Source organism: Pseudomonas sp. MPB26, assembly GCF_046605355.1.
Classification (GTDB): domain Bacteria; phylum Pseudomonadota; class Gammaproteobacteria; order Pseudomonadales; family Pseudomonadaceae; genus Aquipseudomonas; species Aquipseudomonas cedrina.
In genome coordinates this window covers 1,762,889-1,787,200 of record NZ_CP176793.1, presented here as the reverse complement: position 1 = coordinate 1,787,200, position 24,312 = coordinate 1,762,889, and the positions used below count along the sequence as shown (strand labels likewise).

Sequence of the window (24,312 nt, the reverse complement as noted above, 5' to 3'; positions counted from 1 at the left end):
GTTCAAGGAAGACAGCCCACTTCTCACAGGATTTGATCAGGTCACTTCATGAATAAGCCAGCCGTTGTTCTTTTGGGTTTCGTTGTCGCCGTGGGCGTCGTCAGTGCAGGCGGTGCCTGGTATACCGGCAAGCAGTTGGAGCCGGTGCTGCAGACGGCCGTGCAGGACGCCAACAAGGAACTGCAACGTTCCATGGCCGGCGTCGACGGCACCGTTGCCCTGGAGCTGGTGTCCCTGGACCGTGGCCTGTTCAGCAGCACCGCGCACTATCGCCTCACGGGCCAGGGCTCGTTTTTCGGCGAGCAGAACCCGAACCCCGAGCTGTTGATCGTCGACCATATCGAACACGGCCCACTGCCATTCTCGCGCCTGGTCTCGCTCAAATGGCTACCGGTCATGGCCACCAGTCACTATGAACTGGAAAAGAACGCCACCACCGAGAAATGGTTCGCCGCCGCCAAAGACAAGTCGCCGCTCAAAGGCGTGGCCAATATCGGCTACAGCCGTTCGGTGAGCGGTAACCTCGAATTGCTGCCCCTTGACTTCAAGGACCCGACGTCCTCGGTGAGCTTCTCCGGCCTGAACCTGGATTTCGACAGCACCGCCGAAGGCAAGAAGGTCAAGGTTGATGGCTACATCAATAGCCTCAAGCTGGCGGTGGTTGACGCCAATGGCGCGCCGTTCGACGCCGAGTTCGCCGGCCTGACCGTGGCCAGCAACCTGGAGAAATCCACCTTTGGTTTCTACACCGGCCAGAACACCATCGAACTGACCGATACCAAGCTCACCTTCGGCCCGCAGAAAGCCGTACTGACCCTCAAGGGCTTCGAGCAGAAAGACAGCAGCGAAGTCAACGACAACATCATGGCCGGCCGCGTCGACTACAAGATCGACGAGATCGGTTACCAGGGCAAACCCGTCGGCTCCGCCGCCATGGCCCTGAGCCTGAAGAACATCGATGTGCCATCGAGCCTGCTGCTGACCAAGCTGTATCAGGACAAGATGCAGCCGGTGCAAGCCGCCGCCGCCGCCGGCCAGCCAGTGCCGGAGTTGCAACTGACCGAGGCCGAGCAAGCCCTGGCCGAAGCCAACGTCAACCAGTTGCTGGCCGCCAAGCCGCACCTGGCGCTGGAAAACCTGTCGCTGAAAACCACCCACGGTGAGAGCAAATTCAACCTGGTGCTGGACCTGGCCAAGCCAGCCTCCATGGAACTGCCGCCGGTTGAACTGGGCAAGCAGATCGTTGCGCTGCTGGACGCCAACCTGACCCTGTCCAAGCCGATGATCGCCGACGTTGCCGCCCTGCAGGCGCAGGCGGGCGGTGTGACCGACCCTAAAGCCATCGAGCAGCAATCCCAGATGGCCAGCGAAATGGTCAGCGGCATGGCCGTTGGCACGCAATTGGCGACCCTGGTAGGCAGCGACGTGGTGTCCAAGCTGCATTACGCCAACAATGAAGTGACCTTCAACGGCCAGAAGATGACCGTCGAGCAGTTCATCGGCTTTGTGATGTCCAAGGTCGGCTCGGTGAGCGGCGCTCAGTAAGACTTCATAAATCGGGCCGCCCAAAGCGGTTCGATTGGAATGCAGTAAACAATGTGGGAGCGGGCTTGCTCGCGAAAGCGGTGTACCAGTCACCTGAGAGGTTGGCTGACACACCGCTTTCGCGAGCAAGCCCGCTCCCACATTTGGTTTGTGGCACTGGTCGGGCAATTCTGAACAATTGTTCTGAATCTCCCTCCCCCTTTCTCCGCTAAGGGATAGTTCCCCCAGGAAAGCTAGGTCGGGTCACGAGACGCCGACACCCTGATGCGCACCGCTCAGGCTCACCCATCGTTACAGCTTTCCTTGTAAGGAAGCCGACGATATGTTGCCAAACCCACCACTCAGTGCCTCAGGCCGGTTGCGACTGCTCATCGGAGCAGCCTTGTGCAGCCAGTTGCTGATGCCCACCTTTGCGATGGCCGACCCGGCCTATGACGCCCTGATCATCCAGGCGCGCAACGGCAACTTCACGCCCGCCCTTACTCAACTGCGCCAACTGCCCGCCGAGCGCCAGACGCCAGGCCAGATCAGCGACCACCTGGTGATCGCCGGCTGGGCCGGCCAGGATGCCGAAGTGCTGAAGGTGTACGAAGCGCAAGGCCAGAATCGCAATTTGAGCGCCCAAGCGCTGGCCACCGTCGCGCGTGCCTACCGCGACCAACAAAAGTGGACGCAGGCCGAGACGGTCTACCGCAAGGCGCTGCTGCGTGAACCGAACAATCTCGACCTGCAACTGGGCCTGGCCCTTACCCAGGCCGATTCAGGCAAAGCCACTGAAGCCGTGCAGCGCACCCGCGCGCTGGTCGCCGCCAAGCCCGATGACCCGAACCGGCGCATGGCCCTGGGCTACGCCCTGACCCGCGCGGGTTCGAACTACGACGCCCTGTTTGAATTCGACCAGGCCTTTATCCGCGCCGGCGACAAGCCCGAAGTCGCCCGCGAATACCTCGTTGCTCTGCAAAAGGCCCGCCTGCCGGAAGCCGCCTTGCGCCTGTCGGCCCAGCGCCCGGGCCTGATCGACGCCGTCACCCAGCGCCGCCTCGAAGGCGACCTGGCCGCCGAGCGCGTGCGCATGGCCGAGTTCGCCACGCGTACCGAGAAGGAACGCTTTGTGATCGCTGACCGCGCGCTTGCGGACTACGACCGACTGCTCGCCCGCTGGACCCCGGACGCCAGCGCCCAGGGCGACGTGATGATCTGGCGCATCGACCGCCTCGGCGCGTTCAAGGCGCGGGCGCGCACCGCCGAAGTGATTCGTGAGTACGAAGCCCTCAAGGCTCAAGGCGTGCAATTGCCGACCTACGCCGTACGCTGGGTCGCTGCCGCCTACCTCGACCAGCGCCTGCCGGAAAAGGCCGCCCCGCTGTACCGCCAGGCGTTGACCGCTGCGGATGCCGACCCGGGCGATCATGTCAAAGACAGCTCCGCGCTGTTCTACGCCTTGCTGGAAAGCGACCAGGTGGCCGAGGCGCGCGTGGTCGCCGATAACCTGGCGCGCAGCGAGAAGCCGCGGCTTGAACTCAAGGGCCTGCCCATGGGCGACCCTAACGACGAGTGGGCGGACGCGCAACAATTGGCGGCCCAGGCCGGTACCTATGGCGATGACCTGGAAACCAGCGAAGAACGCCTGGAAGCCTTGGGTAACAAAGCCCCAGGCAACATCGGCGTGCGTTTGGCGCAGGCCGAGATGTACCGTGCCCGCGAATGGCCAAGACGCGCCGAAGAATCACTCAAGGAAACCGAAAACCAGAGCCCGCGCGACATCGGCGTGGAAATGTCCCAAGGCTTTACGGCATTGGACCTGCAGGAGTGGCGCCAACTCCATGTGCTCACCGATGACGTAGTCGCCCGCGCCCCGGAAAACCGCCAGGTCCAGCGCCTCGATCGCCTGCGCAAAGTGCACGATATGGCTGAAGTCCGCGTCGAGGCCTACACCGGCAAAAGCTACGGTGGCAGCAATAACGCAGACGCCGGTGCGATCAGGGGCAGCCGCGACTGGGGCATCGAGACCGTGGTCTACACGCCGCCCATCGACGAAGACTGGCGCCTGTTCACCGGTGCCGGCTACGGCACCGCCGACTTTACCGAAGGCACCGGCCATCACCGTTGGCAGCGCGTGGGTGTGGAGCGGCGCACCCGTGATATGACCCTTGAAGCCGAGGTCTCCAACCACTCCTACGGCTTTGGCTCCAAACAAGGCGCGCGCGTAGCGGTTGCCCGCGACATCAATGACCACTGGCAATACGGCGGTAGCCTCGACTACCTCACGGCAACCACGCCGTTGCGGGCGCTCAATACCGACGTCACGGCCAATGGCGGCAGCGGTTTCATCCGCTGGCGCGCCAATGAAAGCCGCGAATGGAAACTGACCGTCAGCCCGTCGCATTTCAGCGATGGCAACGACCGCCTCGAAGCCTTGCTCGCCGGCCGCGAGGGCATTTACAGCTCGCCCAAGGTGCAAGTGGAATTGGGTCTGGAAGTCAGTGCCAGCCGCAACAGCAAGGAAGACACGCTGTACTTCAACCCGAAATCGGACTTCGGTGTGATGCCCACCGTCAACGTCAACCATGTGCTTTATCACCGCTACGAGACCCAGTGGAGTCAGCAGTTCCAGGTCGGCGCGGGGACTTATCGCCAGCAGGATTATTCCAGCGGCGGTGTCGGCCTGATCGGTTACGGCCAGCGTATTCGCTGGAACGACGTACTCGAAGCCGGCGCCAACCTGAGCCTGGTCAGCCGCACGTATGACGGCGATCGCGAACGCGATCTGCGCCTGCTCGTCGACCTCACTTATCGTTTTTAAAAGAGCCTGATCATGACCCTCCTCAGCCGTTGTCTGCTGGTCCTGGGCGTATTGCTGGCCAGCGCCTGCGCCCAGCAACCCGCGCCATTCACGCCACCCGCCGAGCGCCCGATCCAGGCCAACGAAGCGCCGTGGCCGAAAAATCATTTTCTGGGCATTGCCTACCACGATGTCAATGACACCGACCCCGACCAGGCGGTGGTGGCGGTGCGCACCGAGCGTTTGATCGAGCAGTTGGCCTGGCTGCGCGAGAACGGCTACCAGGCGGTCAGCGTGGACCAGATCCTCGCCGCGCGCCGGGGTGGGCCGGCCTTGCCGCCCAAGGCCGTCATGCTCAGCTTCGACGACGGTTATTCCAGCTTCTACACCCGCGTGATGCCGATTCTGCGCGCCTATAACTGGCCGGCAGTGCTCGCGCCGGTCGGTTCCTGGATCGATACGCCGCTGAACCAGCCGGTGGACTTCGCCGGTCTGCCACGGCCACGCGGCGAGTTCCTGACCTGGCAGCAGATCCGTGAAGTGTCGCGCTCCGGCCTGGTGGAAATCGCCGCCCACACCGACGCCAATCACAAGGGCATCCTGGCCAACCCCCAGGGCAACCTGGAACCGGCCGCCACCACGCGCCGCTTCGATCCGGCGACCAATCGCTATGAAACCGAGGCGCAGTTCCAGGCGCGGATGCGGGCTGACGTGGTCGCGATCTCGAACAAGATTCGCGCCGTTACCGGCAAGGCGCCTCGGGTGTGGGTATGGCCCTATGGCGCCGCCGACGGCACCTCGCTCGCGGTTGTGGACGAGCAGGGTTACAAGATGGCGTTGACGCTGGACGACGGCCTCGACGACTCGAACAAGTTGATGAACAGCCCGCGCTTTCTGGTGGCCTCCGACCCGGACGGCGAGCACTTCGCCAGCAGCATCGTCTCGGTGCAGGCCAAGGCGCCGATGCGCGTCATCCATGTGGACCTCGACCACGTCTACGACCCCGACCCGGCGCAACAGGCGCGCAACCTCGATGTGCTGGTCCAGCGTGTGGTGGACATGGGTTCCCCGACGGTATTCCTGCAAGCCTATGCCGACCCCGCAGGTGACGGCCTGGTGCGTTCGCTGTACTTCCCCAACCGGCATCTGCCGATGCGCGCCGACCTGTTCAACCGGGTCGCCTGGCAGTTGCATACCCGTGCCCGTGCCAGCGTATTTGCGTGGATGCCGGTGCTGAGTTTCGACCTCGACCGCACATTGCCGCGCGTAACACGCTGGGACCCGAAAACCGGCAAGGTGGGCACCGATCCGGATGATTACAAGCGCCTGTCGCCGTTCGATCCGAAAGTGCGGCAGATGATCGGCGAGATCTACCAGGACCTGGCGAGCTCCAGTAACAGTGGTGTCGACGCCGTGCTGTACCACGACGATGCCAAGCTGAGCGACTTTGAAGACGCCAGCCCCGCTGCACTCAAGGCCTACGCCGCCCAGGGCCTGCCGGACAACATCGCGGCCCTGCGTGCCGACCCTGCCGTGATGCAGCGCTGGACTCGCTTCAAGAGCCGCTACCTGATCGACTTCACCAACGAGTTGACCGCCAAGTTCCGCGCCATCCGTGGCCCGCAGATACTGACGGCGCGCAATATCTTCGCCGAGCCGATGCTCAACCCCGGCAGCGAAGCCTGGTTCGCGCAGAACCTCGACGATTTTCTCCAGACCTACGACTGGACCGCGCCGATGGCCATGCCGCTGATGGAAGGTCAGACATTGGCCAATTCCAACGCCTGGCTGGAAAAGCTGGTGGCCACGGTCAAGCAGCGGCCCGGTGCGCTGGAACGCACGGTGTTCGAACTGCAAGCCAAAGACTGGCGCACCCAGGCCGCGCCGGATATCAGCGGTGCGCAGTTGGCTGAGTGGATGAGCGTGCTCAAGCGCCAGGGAGTCACGAGTTTTGGTTACTACCCGGACAACTTCCTGGAAAACTCCCCGGACCTGAAGACTGTGCGTCCGGCCCTTTCCAACCAATGGAACCCTTGACCATGTTCGACAGAATCCTGGCTATATGCGTACTGGCACTGGTATTGGGCGTGCCCCTGGGCCTGATCTTCCTGGTCACCGGGCAGTTCCTGATGGACTTCGTCTTCTTCTACCCGCTGTTCATGTCGGGGTTGTGGATCGCAGGCGGCTTGTACTTCTGGCTGCACTGGGAGCGCCACTGGCCCTGGGAAGAAGACACGCCGGCGCCGACCCTGGCCGGCAACCCGCTGATCTCGATCATCATCCCTTGCTACAACGAAGGGGATAACGTCGCCGACACCATGGAGGCCGCGCTGGCCCAGGTGTACCCGAACATCGAAGTGATCGCGGTCAACGACGGTTCCTCCGATAACACGGCGGCCGTCCTCGATGCCCTGGCGTTGCAGCACCCGCGCCTGCGCGTGCTGCACCTGGCGCAGAACCAGGGCAAGGCAGTGGCCTTGCGCATGGGCGCCGTGGCCGCGCGTAGCGAATACCTGGTATGCATTGACGGTGATGCGCTGCTGGATAAAAACGCCGCGGCTTATCTGGTTGCGCCGATGCTCGACAACCCGCGCCTGGGCGCCGTCACCGGCAACCCACGCATTCGCACGCGCTCGACCCTGATCGGTCGGGTGCAGGTCGGCGAGTTCTCGTCGATCATCGGCCTGATCAAGCGCACTCAGCGGGTCGTCGGTCGGATCTTCACGGTGTCCGGTGTGGTGGTGGCGTTCCGTAAAAAGGCGCTGGACCGCATCGACTACTGGAGCACCGACATGATCACCGAGGACATCGATGTCAGTTGGAAGCTGCAACTCGATCACTGGAGCATCTTCTACGAGCCGCGCGCGCTGTGCTGGATTCTCATGCCCGAAACCGTTGCAGGCCTGTGGAAGCAGCGCTTGCGCTGGGCACAGGGCGGCGCCGAAGTGCTGTTCAAGAACATCCGCGGTATCTGGCAATGGCGTCATCGCTACCTGTGGCCGCTCTTGTTCGAATACTGCCTGTCCACCGGCTGGGCCTTCACCTTCATGTTGTCGGTGATCTTCTGGGGCCTGGGCAAATTCGTCCCGCTGCCCCAAGCGATTGCCGTCGACTCGTTGATGCCGCCGGCGTTTACCGGGCTGGTATTGGCGATGGTCTGCCTGTTGCAGTTTGCGGTGAGCATCCTGATCGACCGCCGTTACGAGAAAGACCTGTGGAAAACCCTGTTCTGGACGGTGTGGTACCCCATGGTGTTCTGGCTGGTCAGCCTGTTTACCACGCTGGTCAGTTTTCCCAAGGTGTTGTTCAACCAACACCAGAAGCGCGCACGCTGGGTCAGCCCGGATCGCGGAATCAAACCGCTCAGTGAGGAGGCGTGATCATGAAACTGGTCAGAACCCGCCAACGTTCCGTGATGTGGGTCATCGATGTGCTGTTGACCCTGATGGCCTGGGCCGGCTTGATCTGGTTGCTGGCGCGCGGGATCAATTCGATATTGCAGACCCACGGTGGCCCTCGCCTCGAGGCGCCTATTTTCGCCGCGCTCAACACCCTGCAGATCTACCTGTGGATCGCGGTGTTCAACGCCATCATCCTGATCAGTTGGGCGCGCTACCAGCAACGTCGCGGTCGCCAGTTTGCCCAGCGCCGCGCGGAGGCCAAGGCGCTCAGCGACCAGCACCTGAGCGAGAGCTTCAGCCTTGCTGAAGGCGACCTTGAGCAGTTGCGCCGGCCGGGCGTGTTGGTGATCCATAACGACGATGAGGGCGGTGTGGCGCAAGTGACGTCCCATGTCTCGCGCGATGTGGAAAAACCGGGGCTCACCCTGGTGCCGGGCAACGTCCAGAACAAAGACGCCAGCTAAGGAACAGCACTGAAAGATCGTTCCCATGCAATGTGGGAATGATCTTGTTCAATCCCGATAAATGCGACCCCATTCACAAAACCCTCGCGAACTTTTCTGCCTTTTTCGGTACTAACTTATCTCAGCAAGAACTTGATGGCCAAATAATGGCAACTTATAAGTTCTATGATGAATACCGATCAACAGTGCTGCCGCTTGTCGGAAGAATACTTCCAGTGACAGGCCGAGTATCTTCTTGGTTGTTTTTATTCATTATTAATCAATGGGTTACACGAGTATCTAGTGCGAGCACCCAACTAACTCTGTTTTTTGAGTTATCGGAAGTTCGATGCTAGTTTGCCGGCCCCTGATCTTCGATGGATCGAATATGTCTTTTTTATTGCCACGGACCCGGTATCTGCTGTGCACTTTCATGCTCGCTTATATGAGCCTGAACAGCGCCACGGCCGCCCCTACGCCAGGGGATCAGGACCTGATTCGCGACCGCCAGAACCGCCTCCTGGAAGAGCAGCGGCGGCGTCTGGACGAACTTCAGGACTTGCCCGGCAAAGGCGATCAGTCCCAGGCCCCGGCCACACCCGCCGACCCCCGTTGCTTCCCGATCAAAGACATCGAGCTCAAGGGCGCCGACAGTCTGTCCGCCGGCGACCGCACCCTTCTGCTCAAACCTTATATCGGCCAGTGTCTGGGTGTTCCACAGCTCAATGAGCTGCTCAAGGTCATCACCGACTATTACATCGCCAAGGGCCATGTCACCAGTCGTGCCTATTTGCCGCAGCAAGACCTTTCCAGCGGTCACCTGCAGGTGCTGGTGGTGGAAGGCAAGCTCGAAGGCTTGAAGGGCGCGCAAGGCAGCAACCTGACCGACCGCGAGCTGGCCATGGCGTTTCCCGGCGACGTCGGCGGCGCGCTTAACCTGCGGGAAATCGAGCAACTGGTCGACCAGCTCAGCCGTTTGCCCTCCAAGCAGGCGCAAATGGAGCTGACCCCTGGCAGCCAGATCGGCGGCAGTGAAGTATTGGTCAAGAACGTGCCGCAAAAGCCCTGGCGCGCCAGCCTGTCGCGCAACAACGACGGCCAGAAGAGCACCGGCGAACAACAATGGGGCGCGGGGCTGGAATGGGACAGCCCACTGGGCCTGGCCGATCAGCTGATTTTGCGCGGTGGCCACGACGCTATCAGCGACCATCAGAAAACCTCCAACAGCAGCATGTTCTACTACAACGTGCCGTGGGGCTGGTGGAACTTCAGTTACACCTACAGCGAGAGCGAATACCGCACCTTCCTCATGCTGGATGACCTGAAGGTCAAGCAGAACGGCGACAGCCAGAACCATCAACTGCGGGCCGAGCGGGTGATCCATCGCGACGAGGTGAGCAAGACGTCGGTCAACGTCGGCCTGACTCACCTGCGCACCAACAACTACCTGCTCGACTCGCGCCTGGCGACCAGCAGCAACCGGCTCAGTGAATTTCAGGTCGGCATCACTCACGGGCGACGTATCGGCAATGCCTTCGTCAACCTGGATGTGGGCATGCAAAACGGCATTGGCGCCTTTGACGCGCAAAGCGATCAACAGGTGCGGGATGCCAACGGCAACCTCACGGCGACCCCGCGCTATCGCAAATACACCGCGACGATGAGCTACCTGCAGCCCTTCACGTTGTGGGGCGAGTCGCTGAGTTTTTCCAGCCTCGCCACCGGGCAGCGCAGTGAAGACGTGCTGTACCCCGCGCAACGCATGAGCCTGGGGGGCTCTTACTCGGTGCGCGGCTTCAAGGACCAGCAACTGAACGGCGACAGCGGTGGTTACTGGCGCAACGAAGTGCGCTGGGCGCGCCCGGTAACCCTCGACTGGATGCGCCCTGCCTTCGCCGAATACGGCGCCAGCGTCGGTTACGACCAGGGCGTGATCAGCAACGATCGCTACAACGATGACGAGCATGGTCGCGTGTCGAGTAACTCCCTGGAGTTGTTCGCGCGCGGTAAAAACGTCAGCACCAGCGTGACCTTTGCCCATTCCCTGGAGCGACCTGGCGTGGTGACCGAGCGCGAAGCGCCGATCTATTTCCGCCTGGATTTCTTCCTGTAATCAACACCGCTGCCTTGAGATTTTGAATATGGACGCTCGCCCTGCAACCGCCCTGAAAAGCCTGACCCAACGCGGCCTCGCGCTGATCCTGGCCAACGCGCTGTTCTGGCAGCCGCTGCTGGCCCAGGCCGACGGCATCGCGGTCAGTGGCCCGGGCACCACGCTCGGCCAGGCAGGCAACGGCGTGCCGGTGGTGAACATCGCCACGCCCAATGGCAGCGGCCTGTCCCATAACCAGTTCAAGGACTACAACGTCGGCCCCAATGGCGTGATCCTCAACAACGCCACGGGCGCGGTGCAGAGCACCCAGCTGGGCGGGATCATCGTTGGCAACCCGAACCTCAAGGGCGGCGCGGCGAACGTCATCCTCAACGAAGTCAACGGCGGCAGCCCCAGCCAGTTGCGCGGCTACACCGAAGTGGCGGGGCAGTCGGCCAAAGTCATCGTGGCCAACCCCTACGGCATCAGTTGCAACGGCTGCGGGTTCATCAATACGCCTAACGTCACCCTGACTACCGGTAAACCCGTGATCGACAAAGTCGGTCGCCTCGACCACTACCAAGTCGATGGCGGCGCGGTGACCATCGACGGCCAGGGTTTGAACGCCAGCAACGTCGACCGTTTCGAAATCATCACGCGCACCGCCAAGATCAACGCCAAGATCAACGCGCGTCAACTCACCGTGATTGCCGGGCGCAACGACGTCGATGCCCAAAGCCTGAAAACCACCGTGCGCGCCGATGACGGCAGCGCCAAGCCGGAACTGGCCATCGACTCCTCGGCCCTGGGCGGCATGTACGCCGGCGCGATCAAGCTGGTGGGCACCGAGGCCGGCGTGGGCGTGAAGCTCGACGGTACGTTGGCGGCCAGTGGCGGCGATATCCAGCTCGATGCCAACGGCCACTTGAGCATGGCCCAGGCCGCCGCCAGCGGCGCGGTGGATATCAAGGCCGCGAGCCTGGAAACCAAGGGCGCGGTTTACGCCGGCACCCGCCTCAAGGCGCAGACGACCAAGGGCACGCTGAAAAACAGCAAGACCCTCGCCGCGCGCGACGGCATCACCCTGGCCAGCAACGGCCAACTGACCAACACCGGCATCATCGAAGCCGGGGTCAACGCCGACAACACCCGCAACGCGATTGGCGACGTGCAACTGGACGGCCAGAGCATCAGCAACACCGGCACGGTGATCGCCAATCGCACCCTCACCGCCACCGCCGCCCACGTGGATAACCAGGGCGGCACACTGAGCGCCAGGCAGGCGCTGAATATCACCGCCGACAACGTCGACAACCGCAACAAAGGCCAACTGCTCAGCGACGGTGCGCAAACCCTCACGGTCAGCGGCCTGCTGGACAACAGCCAGGGCGGCATTATTGACAGCACCGGCGCGTTTACCCTGCACGGCAACCGCCTCGACAACAGCGCCGGCAACCTCACCGGTGGCGGCTCGATCACCCTGGATCTGCTCGGCGACCTGATCAACCGCAATGGCAAGCTGGCGAGTGTCGGGCCGCTGCTGGTGCAACGCGCCGCCCACATCGACAACCAGGGCGGCAAGCTCGCCAGCCAGGGCCTGCTGACACTGTTCGCCAACAGCATCGATAACCAGAACAAAGGCACCCTGGCCGCCAACGGTGGGCTGGCAATCACCACGACGGGCCTGCTGCAAAACGGCGCCGACGGCTTGATCCACAGCGAGCAGGGCGGCCTGAACATCACCGCCGGTACCCTCGATAACAACGGTGGGCGCATCGCCGCCAAAACCGGTAATGCAGTGGTTGACGCGATCAACTTCAATAACGGCAACGGCGCACTGTTCGCCGGCAGCGGTGTGAGCCTTACCGGGGTCAATGTCGACAACGGCGGCGAGATCGCCGGCAACCGGATCGACGTCAACCTGCGCGGCACCCTGACCAACCGTGGCCTGATCGAAAGCGCCACGACCCTCGATGTCGAGAGCGCCGGCCTGACCAACAGCGGCCAGATGCGCGCCCTGGGCACCACAGGCAAAACCCGCTACGCCATCGGCGGCCTGCTGAACAACAGCGGCAGCCTGGACACCGCCAACGACCAACTGAGCCTCGCCGCAAACACCTTCCAGAACACCGGCGGCAAGGTGTTGCATGTGGGCACCGGCGTGCTCGACCTGAGCGGTATCAGCCTGGATGACGTGGGCGGCAGCCTGGTCACCAACGGCGACCTGACCCTCGACAAAACCGACTGGACCAACAGCACCGCGATCCAGGCCGGGCGCCTGACTGTCAACGTCGACAACCTGAAACAGACCTCCACCGGCCAATTGCTCGGCACCCGGGTGCTGGTCGGCAAAGGCCTGGACTGGAGCGTTGGCGGTGCTGTCGCCAGCCAGGGCAGCCTCGACCTGACCGTGGACAACCTGCTCAACGACCACGGCCTGATTTTCAGCGGCGGCGACATGAACCTGCGCGTCGACCGTCTGAAAAACCTCGGCGCCACGATTTATGCGATGGGCAACCTGCGCGTCGATCGCGACGGGCAGGGCACGGCGGCCACCAGCATCATCAACAGCTCGGGCACGATCGAAAGCGAGCGCAACCTGATCCTGGCCGCCAGCACGATCCAGAATATCCGCACCGTGCTCGCCACCGAGTCCGGGATCTACAGCGCCTCCATCACCCCCACGGCCTGTATCGAGGGCGTGACCGGTGGCGACTGCGAAGGCGGCAAGCAGAACCGGCCATTCCAGATCACCCAGCGCGATCACTTGATCGTCAACCAAGCGTCAGCGGCGTCCAGCATCACCTCGGGCGCCGACATGGTGCTGACGGGCGGCGATTTGCTTAACAGCAGCAGTAGCATCGCTGCGGGCGGCAACCTCACCGCCATCGTCAACCAACTGACTAACGTGGGTGTGGTGACCCACGACACCCAGTACGACCGCGTCTTCACCTCCGAGCGCGAGCGCAAACCGGGCGGCTGGTACCGCGAGGCGGCCGCGTTCACCCAGCGCTATAAAGCGGGCCAGAACATGGACGGTGTCGAAGCCGGCCTGGCCTCGTTCATCGGCAAGATGCAAGACGAGCAACTCGCCCTGCGCAAGACCACTCAATTAAGTGCACCGGACCAAAGCTACGCCGCCGTTATCCAGGCCGGCGGCGCCGTCGATGTGAGGGCCCAGGCCGGCATCGACAACAACGTCGTGCAAGGCGGCTACACCTACGTCGGCAGCGGCGCCAACACCAACGCGCCGGGCTTCTCGACCCAGATCAAACTCAACGCGCAGCTGCCGCCGGACCTCGCCCAGCAACAGGTCAACCCACTGAGCCTGCCGGGCTTCGACCTGCCCACCGGGCCAAACGGCCTGTTCCACCTCAACGATGGCAAGGGTGCCACTGGCCTGCCCACCAGCCAGTTCGCGGCCAGCCCGCACAAGTACCTGATCGAAACCAACCCGCTGTTCACCGACATGCGCCAGTTCCTCGGCTCGGACTACATGCTGACCCGGCTCGGCTACGACCCCGAGACGGCCCAACGTCGCCTCGGCGATGGCTTCTACGAACAGCGCCTGATCCAGCAAGCCGTGCTCGCGCGCACCGGCCAGCGCTTCATCGACGGACAGACCAGCGACACCGACCTGTTCAAACACCTGATGGACAACGCCATCAGCAGCAAAACCGCACTCAACCTGTCGGTGGGCGTCAGCCTCACCGCCGAACAGGTCGCGGCCCTGACCCACGACATCGTGTGGCTGGAAAACGCCACCGTCGCCGGCCAACAAGTACTGGTGCCGGTGCTGTACCTGGCCCAGGCGAACAACCGCCTGGCACCGAATGGCGCGCTGATTACCGGCAGTGACGTCAACCTGATCACCGGCAGCAACCTCAATAACGCCGGCACCTTGCGCGCCACCGGCAGCCTATTGGCCAACGTCGGCGGCAACCTGGCCAACAGCGGTTTGATGCAAGCCGGCGGCCGCCTCGATGTGCTGGCCGGCAACAACCTGAGCAACCGCGCGGGCGGTGTGATCAGCGCGGGCAACGTCAACCTCGCCGCCGGCGCCGACCTGCTCAACGAACGCAGCGTCACCACCCACGAAAGCGCCAGCAGCTACCGCACCGAACGCAGCGACTTCGTCGACAGCGCCGCGCGCATCGAATCGGCCAACGACCTGGCGCTGAAAGCCGGCGGCAACTTCAACAACGTCGGCGGCGTGCTCAAGAGCGGCGCCGACATGGCCGTCCAAGCCAAAGGCGACGTCAGCATCACCGCCTCGAAGAGCCTCGACAGCGGCGCCATCGGCAACCGCTCGAACTTCACCACCATCGCCCAGCAAGGCTCCGTGGTGGAAGCCGGCCGCGACCTGCACGTGATTGGCGGGCGCGACATCAGCGCCGTGGCCAGCCAGGTTAATGCCAAGCGCGACGTCAACCTGATTGCCACCCGCGACCTCAACGCCATCGCGGCAGCCAACGAGCAGCATTCGACGTCCAACTCGAAAAAGGTCAAGAGCATCGAAGACCACGTGCAGCAAGTTTCCAGCGTGATCAAGGCCGGCGGCGACGCCACCCTGAGCGCCGGGCAGAACCTGCAACTGGTGGCCAGCCAGGTCAACGCCGGCAACGAGGCCTACCTGGTCTCCGGCAAGAACCTCGAGCTCAAGGCCGCTGCAAACCAGGACTACAGCTTCTACAGCAAGACCAAGAAAACCTCCCAAGGCAAGAAATTCCGCCTCGACGAAACCAGCGCCGTTAACAACGTCGGCAGCCTCGTCAGCGCCGGCACAAACAGCACCGTCGTGGCCGGTGAAAACCTGCTGCTGGCCGGCAGCGCCGTTACCGCCGAAAAAGGCGCGGCTCGATTAGTCGCGGCAAACGATGTACAGGTTCTTGCCGTCAGCGATTCTGAAAAATCCCGCCACGAACGTAAGGAAAGCAAAAGTAGTTGGGGTGGCTTCAAGTCCAGCAAGGTTCAGGACAAAGTGGATGAAGCCAGTACAACCGCAGTGGGCAGTATGGTGTCTGGCGACACGGTAAGTGTTGCCAGCGGACGAGACGTGAAAGTCACCGGCTCATCTCTTGTGAGCACCGGCGACCTCGCGGTGCAAGCCGGCCGCGACCTGACCATTGACGCGGCGCAAAACACCTTCGCCCGCGCTGACATGCACAAGGAAAAAAATCGCGACCTCACCGGCGTGTTGACGGGCAACAAGCTCGGTCTGGATGACATGACCGGCAACCAGAAGCTGTACATCAACAGCTCAAAACACAACGGCACTGCAAACGAGACAACTTTGCTGGGGAGTACGGTCGGGTCCAGCGCCGGCAATGTAAATCTGATCGCCGGACGCGAACTGAAGGTAGTCGCCAGTGATTTGGTAAGTACGAAGGACATGTCGCTAAGCGGTTCGAATATCACCATTGCTGCCGGCACAGAAACGGCCAACCAAACTAGTAAGGACAGCTCCAAGAGCTTGGCAGTAGGTCGGGTTATTGGTGGCGTAGCGGTGGATACCTATAAGAGCATTCGCAATGACGTTCGGGCCGCCCAACAGGCTGACGACAGTCGTCTGAAGGCCGTCAAAGGTGCCCAGGCGCTACTGTCGACCTACGATGCGCTAGGTGGCAGCAATGCCTCGGCCAATGAGTCAGATGGCAAGCCTGCCAACAGCGCTGGCTCGGTGTTCAAGATTGGGACCGAACTCGCGTCTACGCACAAAAAAAGCACCAGCGAATACAACGCCGAGACGGTGAAGCAATCGACGCTGAACAGCGGCGGCAGCTTGGCGATCGTCGCAAATGGGAATGCGCAGGGCACCGCAGGCGACTTGCATGTCATCGGCAGCAGTATCAAGGCCAAAGACACGCTGTTGCAGGCCAAGAATAACGTCATTCTGGAAAGCGCCCAAGATCGGAGAAACTGGGATAACCAGAACAAAAATAACAAGACCAGTGTCGGCGTCAGCCTCAGCTTTGGTGAGCAGAGCGGCTTTGTGCTCGATTTGGGCGCTCAGATGGCCAAGGGCATGGGGACCGGGCATGAAGTCACTCAGGTCAACAGCACGGTGGATACCGGTCTGCTCGTCCTTAAGACTGGCCAGGACGCTACCCTGGCAGGCGCGCAGGTACACGCAGACGCGATCAAAGCGCAGATCGGCGGCAATCTGAATATTGCCTCCCGTCAGGACGAAGCTAGTCAGAAGAACAAGCAAACCAGTGGCGGCGCGGGCGTGAGCATTTGCGTGCCACCTTTCTGCCTGGGGTCCATGGTTGCGGGCAGTGCCAATATCGCTGGCAGCAAAATGAACAGCGATTACAAGGCAGTTACCCAACAGTCTGGTCTGTATGCGGGGACGGGTGGATACGACATCACTGTCGGCAAAAACACCATGCTTCAAGGCGCAGTGATCGCCAGCGAAGCCAGCAATGACAAGAACTACTTGAGTACTGACCGACTGTTGGTCAGCGACATCAAAAACAAAAGTGACATCAAAAGCCAGTCCGCTAGCTTGAGCTATTCCGGTGCAACCGCCGGTTTCCAAGATGCACGATCTGGTGTTGGTGGCACGATTCCTCTATTGCTCAAGGAATCCGACAGCAGCAAAACTCGCAGTGCAGTAAGCCCTGGAACGATCATCGTACGGAACGTGGACGGGGCTAATGATCTGGTCGGCCTCAACCGCGATACCGCCAACGCCAACAAACTGTTAGACCGGCCTGATGAAAAAGCGATGCAGGAGCGCATCGACCTGATCCAAAGCTCGGCGCAGCTGTCGAGCAGCGTGATTAACAAGGTTGCCGAAGCGAAGGCGAGCAAAGCCGCAGCGTTGAGTAAGCAGGCAGATGAACAGGCAGAGGCTGGTTCCCCTGATGCTGAGAGGACGGCGCTGGCGGCGAATGCGGCGTATCTGGATGCCAAGAGCTGGCAGGTGGGTGGTGATAAACGTCTGATGGCAGACATCACTTCCGGTTTGATTGCCGCCGGATTGGGTGGCGCGACGGGGAGCACCGCTGTCGGGATCGTTGCGAACACATCGTCCAGTGATATTTTCAACAAAATCGGCAGTTTTGCCGATGCTCAAAAAAATCGTAAAGGTATTGATGACGCGACAAGAGCTGCATGGGCAGAAGGTGGCGCTGCGCGCGTTTTACTCCACGCACTGGCCGGTGCGGCGCTTGGCTTGTCCAGTGGGAATGTACAAAGTGCCGCGTTAGGCGTCGGCGCCTCCGCTGCGCTTATGCCGTCCATTGGTGAGGCTCTGAAAGGAGGCGAGCTGAGTGAGGCAGAGCAAGGCGCACTTTCGACCTTGATCGCTACGAGTTTGGGAGCTTCGATCGGGTCAGCCAACGGAGTTAGCGGCTCGGTTGTAGCCGGTAGCGGAGCAGCGGCAGTTGACCTCAATAACCGCCAGCTACACGCCATCGAAATCAATAGAATCAAGGCGCTGGCCGGAGCGTTCGCAAAAGAAAAGGGTATATCCCTAGAGGCTGCTGAAGCCAGGCTTCTCGCCCAGGCGCAGCAGAATGTCGATAAGGATTTTGCGACCGACCATGCGATGGTCGACCTCAGTGCCATGTCTTTTCTGCGCTCCCAGGCAGCTACGTTTGTAGACGAAAGTGGGCGCACGATGTTGATGTTCGCCCCCGGCGGTAAAGACGCCTATGAAAATGCTGGGATGTATGGTCATACCTGGAATCAGTTTACGACTGAGCAACAGGCGATGCTGGGTGCAGCCTCAAACAAGAACCAGTCCCAAAAAGACAGCGAAATATGGGATGCAACACGCAGCACTGCCCTTGGAGGCTTAGGCAAAGGCGTTGTGAACTATCCCAGCGATGCCTTGAATGGGATCATCGACTTCGGGAAGCAGTTTTTACACTTGGATGAAGTAGGTAAGGAGGTTGTTCCGGTACCTTTGGATTACGACAACCCGGTCGAGCGAGAGGTTGCCAGCGGTACGCAGCACCTGATAGATAACGCGATGATGGTGTTGGGGGCGGCATGGTCGTCGGCTAGAGGTGGTAAGACAATCCCGGTAGAGGACGAAACTGTCACTTACTTTAGGGTTGAAGGTGGTGGTAGTGGTAAAAAAACAAGCCAAAATAGAATGAGCGTTAATGAGGATGGCAGTGTAACTATTAACTCCGGATGCAGCGGCCAGTTGTGTATAAGCACGAATGGCCCGCATCACGCTAGTTACTATCTAACTAACAAACGTGCTGATGGAAATGTGGTTGTTTTTGAGGTTGATGCGGCACTGCATAAACAAATTATTGATTCCGCAATTACGCAAAAACCGACTAATAGCTTACCCAGAGATCCCAATGCCCCAAAAATTGTTGATCCAAGCAAAGGAGAACCAAGTATTTCTTTGGAACTTCCAAAGGTTTGGGATAGGCTGATAGAACAGAGTTCTTCAAAGGCTCGAGTGTTAACGAGCAAGGAGTTTTTTGATGAGTTTGGAAAATGATTTCAATGATGTGCTCCATGATATTTTTGAGGGGCGAAAAGATGTGGCGGTATTTGTGGTAGGGGGCAAATATTATTATGTGGTTGATGATAAAGAAAACTATTGCATCGATGTTGAGATAGAGTACAAAGCTTATTTGGCTGCTGGCGAAATTGATGAAAATTTTTATGATGAGGCAGTGGCCAATTTTAGAGGTGGTATCCCTGTGCTGGATATTAATACCTTTTCTCGGTATTTGGATACTGCAAGCGTGGCTAAATTTTCTGTTGAAAAAATGCGTGACTTTTTCTGCTTTGGACATTCTCCGGAACAACTTTTTAATATTTATCGACATATCGAAGCTATTTTATCTAATGAAGCAGAGGGACGGTTGAATGAACTTGATCAGTTGAGGATGAGGCTTCCGAAATTCTTCATTGATCTTGATAATAAAGTGCTGCGGCATACTGATTGGGATAGAGCTCATGAAGATTATGCTCCTCTAGATTGGGACGCGAAGGCATCAAGTGATTTTGATGAGTTAATCTCTACTGAAAACCAGTACTGGGTAGTCAATGGTATGAATTTCTGGATTCTTCACGCCTGAATTATTAGTAGTCTGCTCTGTCATATAGATAGCTAGAATCAGACCGTAAAAAGTTCATGATTTCTTACAGAAAACCAAGGTAATTGGTGGCGGATAATGGTTTTTGTTTAAATATCTGTGGTGCTGGCCTAGAAATATTACGTTCTTTGGGATAAAGGGGACGGATTTATTTAGGTGTTGCGCTTTGGCGGTAATCCATTAAATAGATCTTTCCCCTTCAATGCTTGCTCGCGGCGTGCATCGACAGCAGGTATCCTGTTGGATAAACTATAAAAAGACTTGGGAAGCTAGCGGTGAAGTATAGACTGATAGATGGCCAGCTCAATCCTCCAGCTGAACCGGAGGCAATCGACAGGCTGTCGAAGTCTTTAGGTTTTTCGCTGCCTAGAAGCTATATCGAATTTCTAAAAGTCCACAATGGTGGTGAAGGCTTCATAGGCGAAAACTACATAATTCTTTGGAGGGCTGAGGAGCTGACTGATTTCAATCGAGAATATGAAGTAACAACCTACGCCCCAGGTATTTTCTTGTTCGCATCCGATGGTGGTGGTGAAGGATATGGTTTCGATAGGGAGGATGCGGCCATGCCGATAGTGCATATCCCTTTCATAGGCATGGAGTGGCAATACGCTGAAACGGTCGCGCGTGATCTGCCTGAACTTTTTGCTCGGTTGGCTGAAATTAATGAATGATCAGAAAAGGCCGATGCGCCCCAAGGACATGGAGTTGTTTGAAGTCACTCCATTCATTTTGGGGGGAGAACCAGCCAGTCCCAAGAGCAAGACTTGGCTGACCCGGCAACAGCATTTTGAAGCGGTACGCTATTGGAATCGTGTGATCAGCGAGCCACGTAAAAAGCAGTAGTAATTGAGGTGATTAATGGCGAATACCGACGAAACGACCGATATGCTTCTGGCCCGACGCGCTGCTGAATTCCCTGCATTCAGATCTGAGCGCCTGCCGGTGCTGCATAAGTTTTGTGAAAGTCTCGGATTTGATCAGCCGCATGAGGTGTTGATTGAACCAAAAAAGTTTTTATTTCAGCTGGACAGTGGTTTTCAACACGCTGACATCAATGAGGAAGATCGGGTTTGGTTGGTTACCCGTATCGGCTACTACATTGGCGAATACCTGAACTCCTTGTTCGGTGGCTATTGGCTACTTGATGAGGATCTGTCGTCACCCTCTTTTGCCAGATATGTAGTCGGCGACTTTTCAACGGCAGGTGTTAAAACTAAAACCGTCGACCCGTTTGAAATAGCACAACGCTATGCAACCACGCCGGCTCCGCGCTTTTTAAGACAAGAGATCGAAACGGCTCTGGACTAAAAAGTAGATATCCCCGAGTGGTCGACGCCTCTAGCGCCAAAATGGAGATGGCATGACCGTTAAAACGGCCTTAGAAGCACTGGGCTTACCCGGCGCGCTGGTAGCATGCGCCGATGGAAGCATTGGCACGCCCATCTGCACGCTGCGAGCCCCTGCCGAGTGGTATGGGTTTCCACCTGCGTTGATCCCGATATGGAGTGACGGATCTTGGCCTACCTATATCGGGTACTGGAAGCACTGGTTTGTTGATCGTGAACCCACCTTCGTGAAAATGTATGTTGGCAGCGACCGAATGACCGTAGAGATCGCCCGCACACCTGCGCAACTGATGGGCGTGCTCGCAATGATGTCGATGAGTCTTGAGGAGGGTGTCACGCCCGAACTTGAGCAGTTCGCCAAGGCGGTGGGGCTTGATTGCCTGGACGCATTGGATGCGCAGTCGTTGAAAAGTGGCGACGACTCCAAAGGCTTCGCCAACGTTGAACCGTTCAAGACGTTGACGCCGCTGGCCAGTATTTCTGACGGTGCAAAGCGTTATACCGGAAACTTTCCGAACCCGTTTGACCCAATCCCTAATTGGTGGGAAAGCAGTTGCTATTTTGAAGTTGTCGACCAGCACATCCCAGTGCCGAAAGGCGTGGAATTGCCCGCTTGGTTTGATCCTGAACGCGAGAAAAAGCCGTTGTTCGAGGATTTCATGCAAGCGGGACGCCTTGACTGCGCATGGCTAACCTTGAACTCCACCGGCTGGTCCATCGCCGATGCACGACAGGCACTGGTTGCGTTGCAGGAACGTGCCGATGATAAGGCGTTTGACGCGGTTGTCGCATACTGGTTGTCCATTGCGGATTCGGATGCTGGGGCATATTAAAAAATGAAGGGAAATCGGGGTTAAGGGATCGGATAAAGGTGACCGGATAAAGGGGACTGATTTATTTAGGTGTAGCGTTGGTCGGCAAGCTATTAAATAAATCTGTCCCCTTTAGTTGATGGCTTTGCCAGGTCTCGGGCCAGCGAGTGAGGCTCGCCAGTTGGCTAAAGCGGCGGATGCAGCCAAAACTGCAGAAGCGGCCAAGCTTGCTTTTGCAGATGGCAAGCTTCTCGAGGAGCTTGCGGATGTACCCGTGACGGGTAAAGGCGCACTTAGTGGGCCGGCTTTGGCGGGTGATAAAGGTTCTATTGTTGTCTCAACACCAGCAGGCGAGGTGAAATTACCTGAGTGGTACCGCGTCGATGGAGCCGCAGGCGCTGATTTTGTCTCGTTTGATAATGCGCTAGCTGACGGCGCGAAGCGTATTATCAATACGCGCACGGGTAACTTTGAAGTCTTGGGCGCAGATCGCCAAGTGTACTTCAATGGTCCGAATGGACTCGTGCCCAAGGCGGGGGGTACTCTTGCGGTACTGGCTGAGGCTGAGGGGAGGATTGCTGGGGCAAAAGGTCAAGGCTCCCAAGCTCCTTACAACTCGCAAACCAGCAGAGCGGAGCTTGAGTCCACTTATGGCCGTGACAATGTCGTTTCCACTACGGTTCCTCCCGTTGATGGTCGCAATGTACATCTTGCAGGGCAGCGGCATCCGGTGACGGGCGTCGTGTTCGATAATAAAGGCTTTCCTATATTTGATGATGTGACTGCGTTTGACACGCGTATATCGATTGGCACGTTTAAGTCAGCGAGTTACGAAGGACAGATGAAGCTCGCAAGCAAGGATTTGTCGAGTGCCATACAGCAAGGCCAGGTTAACCTTTCAACCTTTACTGCTAAGCAATTAGAGCAGATTAATGCGGGGGCAAAAAAAATTGATGGGTACACGTGGCATCACCATCAGGACAGCGGGCGAATGCAACTAGTGCCTGAATTGATTCATAAAAAAACAGGACATATTGGTGGCGAAGCTATGGGGGGTGGAATGTGAGTGCTATTGAGCTTGATAGTTTCAATGATGAACTGATGGCTTTTGTCATTACGTGTTTATTTTGCGGTGCTATCAGCAAAAATGAGCTCAGTACGTGGTGCGCTCAAGCCTTGTCACTAAATAACGCCCCAGCTTTTTTATATGATTTGATGGATTTTCAAGATGAGATTTTCAAGGTGTATAAGATAATTGGTTACGTCCCCCATTGGGAGCATGCGGAGGGCGACGAATACGCATTGTATGGTATCGCCCTCCGTAGAGGTTTTAAGCCTTATGACATGCCTGTATCCACGACCGAAGCGCTCATTCACCTTGAAGCGTCACCACATATTGAAAATTTATTCAAAGAGGTCTTTACCTTTATCAGGCTGTAAGTCGGTGCAAAAGCTACTGTTAACAGTGCTGCCGAAGGTTCTACGCCTGGGATAAAGGGGACGGATTTATTTAGGTGGTGCTCTTTGGCGGTAATCCATTAAATAGATCTTTCCCCTTCAATGCTTGCTCGCGGCGTGCATCGACAGCAGGTAAATCCTGTTGGATAAACTATAAAAAGACTTGGGAAGCTAGCGGTGAAGTATAGACTGATAGATGGCCAGCTCAATCCTCCAGCTGAACCGGAGGCAATCGACAGGCTGTCGAAGTCTTTAGGTTTTTCGCTGCCTAGAAGCTATATCGAATTTCTAAAAGTCCACAATGGTGGTGAAGGCTTCATAGGCGAAAACTACATAATTCTTTGGAGGGCTGAGGAGCTGACTGATTTCAATCGAGAATATGAAGTAACAACCTACGCCCCAGGTATTTTCTTGTTCGCCTCCGATGGTGGTGGTGAAGGATATGGTTTCGATAGGGCGCAAAAAAGGGGACAGATTTATTTTTCACCCATCTGCTAGGCTGTAAGCTCTTACGGAAGGAGATTGCTTATGCCCCGGATGGGTCGTGTTGTTCTGCCAAACTATCCCCACCATATTGTGCAACGTGGCCATAATCGTCAGGTTGTGTTTGCAGCAGCGGAAGATTATCTGCGCTATATAAAAGATCTCCGGGAATTGAAGGAGGCATTGGGTGTAAAGGTATACGCTTATTGTTTAATGACCAATCATGTTCATTTGCTAGTCGCACCAAGTGAATCGGTAGCTGGGTTGGGACAATTAATGAAGGCGCTTGCAGCGCGGGCTACGCGCTATCGGAACCGGTTAGAAGGGCGAACAGGTACGTTATGGGAAAGTCGCTACAAGTCTAGCATCGTACAGTCTGAAAGTTATCTTCTGGCGTGCTGTCGGTATATCGAGCTGAATCCTGTTCGTGCCTGTATGGTGACGAGTGCAGCCGACTATCTATGGTCAAGTTATAACGCTCGCGTGGGCGTTTCTCCTGAAAGCGATTGGTTGGATCTTGATGCGTGCTTTGAGATGCTAGGTGACACTGCGGAAAGCCGTCAGGAGAGTTACAAAAAATTTATAAGTCAGGCTGTTTCAAACGAAGAGTTGAAAACGATACGCTTAGCGCTACAGCGCGGACAACTTACTGGAACTACTCGATTCATTGATGAGGTCGAGCGTATCGCAGGCATCCGAATCGAGCATCGAGGGCAGGGTCGGCCGCGGAGTGATAGATGAAAATAAATCTGTCCCCTTTTCCACATGCGGTTTATAGCGAGTTGGGTAGCGGCACCGGAAAAAAGCGGAAAAAAGGAGGCGGATTTATTTACATAAGTTTGAGGTTAAATAAATCTGTGTCGAGTGGCATTA

Annotated in this window: 15 protein-coding genes; all 15 read left to right on the top strand. The window is 58.2% G+C overall.

What is annotated here, in order from left to right; genetic code table 11:
* Window positions 1–48: 48 nt before the first annotated feature.
* The 15 genes from ACLH0H_RS08195 to ACLH0H_RS08125 all read left to right on the top strand — a co-directional run bounded on the left by ACLH0H_RS08195 (window position 49) and on the right by ACLH0H_RS08125 (window position 24,180).
* A complete protein-coding gene (locus ACLH0H_RS08195) occupies window positions 49–1,545 on the top strand; it encodes a YdgA family protein (protein ID WP_411381648.1) in 1,497 nt (498 codons plus the stop codon).
* A 322-nt stretch (window positions 1,546–1,867) separates the two neighbouring features.
* Window positions 1,868–4,348, top strand: a complete 2,481-nt coding sequence (gene pgaA, locus ACLH0H_RS08190) for a poly-beta-1,6 N-acetyl-D-glucosamine export porin PgaA (protein WP_411381647.1) — start codon at window positions 1,868–1,870, stop codon at window positions 4,346–4,348.
* Between the two features lie 12 nt (window positions 4,349–4,360).
* Entirely contained in the window at window positions 4,361–6,364 is a 2,004-nt protein-coding gene (gene pgaB / locus ACLH0H_RS08185; protein ID WP_411381646.1) for a poly-beta-1,6-N-acetyl-D-glucosamine N-deacetylase PgaB, read from the top strand.
* Window positions 6,365–6,366: 2 nt separating this feature from the next.
* Window positions 6,367–7,707, top strand: coding sequence for a poly-beta-1,6-N-acetyl-D-glucosamine synthase (pgaC, locus tag ACLH0H_RS08180; protein ID WP_411381645.1), 1,341 nt, complete (start codon window positions 6,367–6,369; stop codon window positions 7,705–7,707).
* Between the two features lie 2 nt (window positions 7,708–7,709).
* On the top strand, window positions 7,710–8,192 hold the full coding sequence (gene pgaD / locus ACLH0H_RS08175) for a poly-beta-1,6-N-acetyl-D-glucosamine biosynthesis protein PgaD (protein ID WP_411381644.1): 483 nt from the start codon (window positions 7,710–7,712) through the stop codon (window positions 8,190–8,192).
* 367 nt (window positions 8,193–8,559) lie between these two features.
* The gene (locus tag ACLH0H_RS08170; protein ID WP_411381643.1) at window positions 8,560–10,284 is read left to right on the top strand and encodes a ShlB/FhaC/HecB family hemolysin secretion/activation protein; all 1,725 of its coding nucleotides are present in this window, start codon (window positions 8,560–8,562) and stop codon (window positions 10,282–10,284) included.
* A gap of 28 nt (window positions 10,285–10,312) precedes the next feature.
* The gene (locus tag ACLH0H_RS08165; RefSeq protein WP_411381642.1) at window positions 10,313–18,733 is read left to right on the top strand and encodes a hemagglutinin repeat-containing protein; all 8,421 of its coding nucleotides are present in this window, start codon (window positions 10,313–10,315) and stop codon (window positions 18,731–18,733) included.
* Entirely contained in the window at window positions 18,717–19,319 is a 603-nt protein-coding gene (locus ACLH0H_RS08160; protein WP_411381641.1) for a hypothetical protein, read from the top strand. Before ACLH0H_RS08165 ends, ACLH0H_RS08160 begins: the two co-directional genes overlap by 17 nt.
* Before the next feature lie 293 nt (window positions 19,320–19,612).
* Window positions 19,613–20,011: an SMI1/KNR4 family protein gene (locus tag ACLH0H_RS08155; protein ID WP_411381640.1), complete on the top strand. Its 399-nt coding sequence runs from the start codon at window positions 19,613–19,615 to the stop codon at window positions 20,009–20,011.
* 187 nt (window positions 20,012–20,198) lie between these two features.
* Entirely contained in the window at window positions 20,199–20,648 is a 450-nt protein-coding gene (locus ACLH0H_RS08150; RefSeq protein ID WP_411381639.1) for a hypothetical protein, read from the top strand.
* 52 nt (window positions 20,649–20,700) lie between these two features.
* Window positions 20,701–21,519: a hypothetical protein gene (locus tag ACLH0H_RS08145; RefSeq protein WP_411381638.1), complete on the top strand. Its 819-nt coding sequence runs from the start codon at window positions 20,701–20,703 to the stop codon at window positions 21,517–21,519.
* 160 nt (window positions 21,520–21,679) lie between these two features.
* Entirely contained in the window at window positions 21,680–22,564 is an 885-nt protein-coding gene (locus ACLH0H_RS08140) for an HNH endonuclease (protein ID WP_411381637.1), read from the top strand.
* Window positions 22,561–22,938: a hypothetical protein gene (locus tag ACLH0H_RS08135; protein WP_346656774.1), complete on the top strand. Its 378-nt coding sequence runs from the start codon at window positions 22,561–22,563 to the stop codon at window positions 22,936–22,938. Before ACLH0H_RS08140 ends, ACLH0H_RS08135 begins: the two co-directional genes overlap by 4 nt.
* Window positions 22,939–23,133: 195 nt before the next feature.
* The gene (locus tag ACLH0H_RS08130) at window positions 23,134–23,454 is read left to right on the top strand and encodes an SMI1/KNR4 family protein (protein ID WP_411381636.1); all 321 of its coding nucleotides are present in this window, start codon (window positions 23,134–23,136) and stop codon (window positions 23,452–23,454) included.
* A gap of 30 nt (window positions 23,455–23,484) precedes the next feature.
* Complete coding sequence (locus ACLH0H_RS08125; protein ID WP_411381635.1) at window positions 23,485–24,180, top strand: transposase; 696 nt, start codon at window positions 23,485–23,487, stop codon at window positions 24,178–24,180.
* Window positions 24,181–24,312: the final 132 nt, after the last annotated feature.

What these genes read in the sequence shown, in the direction of transcription:
- ACLH0H_RS08150 (WP_411381639.1), top strand. Translation starts at nt 20,199, where the DNA reads ATGGCGAATACCGACGAAACGACCGATATGCTTCTGGCCCGACGCGCT.
- pgaB (WP_411381646.1), top strand. Translation starts at nt 4,361, where the DNA reads ATGACCCTCCTCAGCCGTTGTCTGCTGGTCCTGGGCGTATTGCTGGCC.
- ACLH0H_RS08125 (WP_411381635.1), top strand. Translation starts at nt 23,485, where the DNA reads ATGCCCCGGATGGGTCGTGTTGTTCTGCCAAACTATCCCCACCATATT.
- pgaA (WP_411381647.1), top strand. Translation starts at nt 1,868, where the DNA reads ATGTTGCCAAACCCACCACTCAGTGCCTCAGGCCGGTTGCGACTGCTC.
- ACLH0H_RS08165 (WP_411381642.1), top strand. Translation starts at nt 10,313, where the DNA reads ATGGACGCTCGCCCTGCAACCGCCCTGAAAAGCCTGACCCAACGCGGC.
- ACLH0H_RS08160 (WP_411381641.1), top strand. Translation starts at nt 18,717, where the DNA reads ATGAGTTTGGAAAATGATTTCAATGATGTGCTCCATGATATTTTTGAG.
- ACLH0H_RS08195 (WP_411381648.1), top strand. Translation starts at nt 49, where the DNA reads ATGAATAAGCCAGCCGTTGTTCTTTTGGGTTTCGTTGTCGCCGTGGGC.
- pgaD (WP_411381644.1), top strand. Translation starts at nt 7,710, where the DNA reads ATGAAACTGGTCAGAACCCGCCAACGTTCCGTGATGTGGGTCATCGAT.
- ACLH0H_RS08145 (WP_411381638.1), top strand. Translation starts at nt 20,701, where the DNA reads ATGACCGTTAAAACGGCCTTAGAAGCACTGGGCTTACCCGGCGCGCTG.
- ACLH0H_RS08170 (WP_411381643.1), top strand. Translation starts at nt 8,560, where the DNA reads ATGTCTTTTTTATTGCCACGGACCCGGTATCTGCTGTGCACTTTCATG.
- pgaC (WP_411381645.1), top strand. Translation starts at nt 6,367, where the DNA reads ATGTTCGACAGAATCCTGGCTATATGCGTACTGGCACTGGTATTGGGC.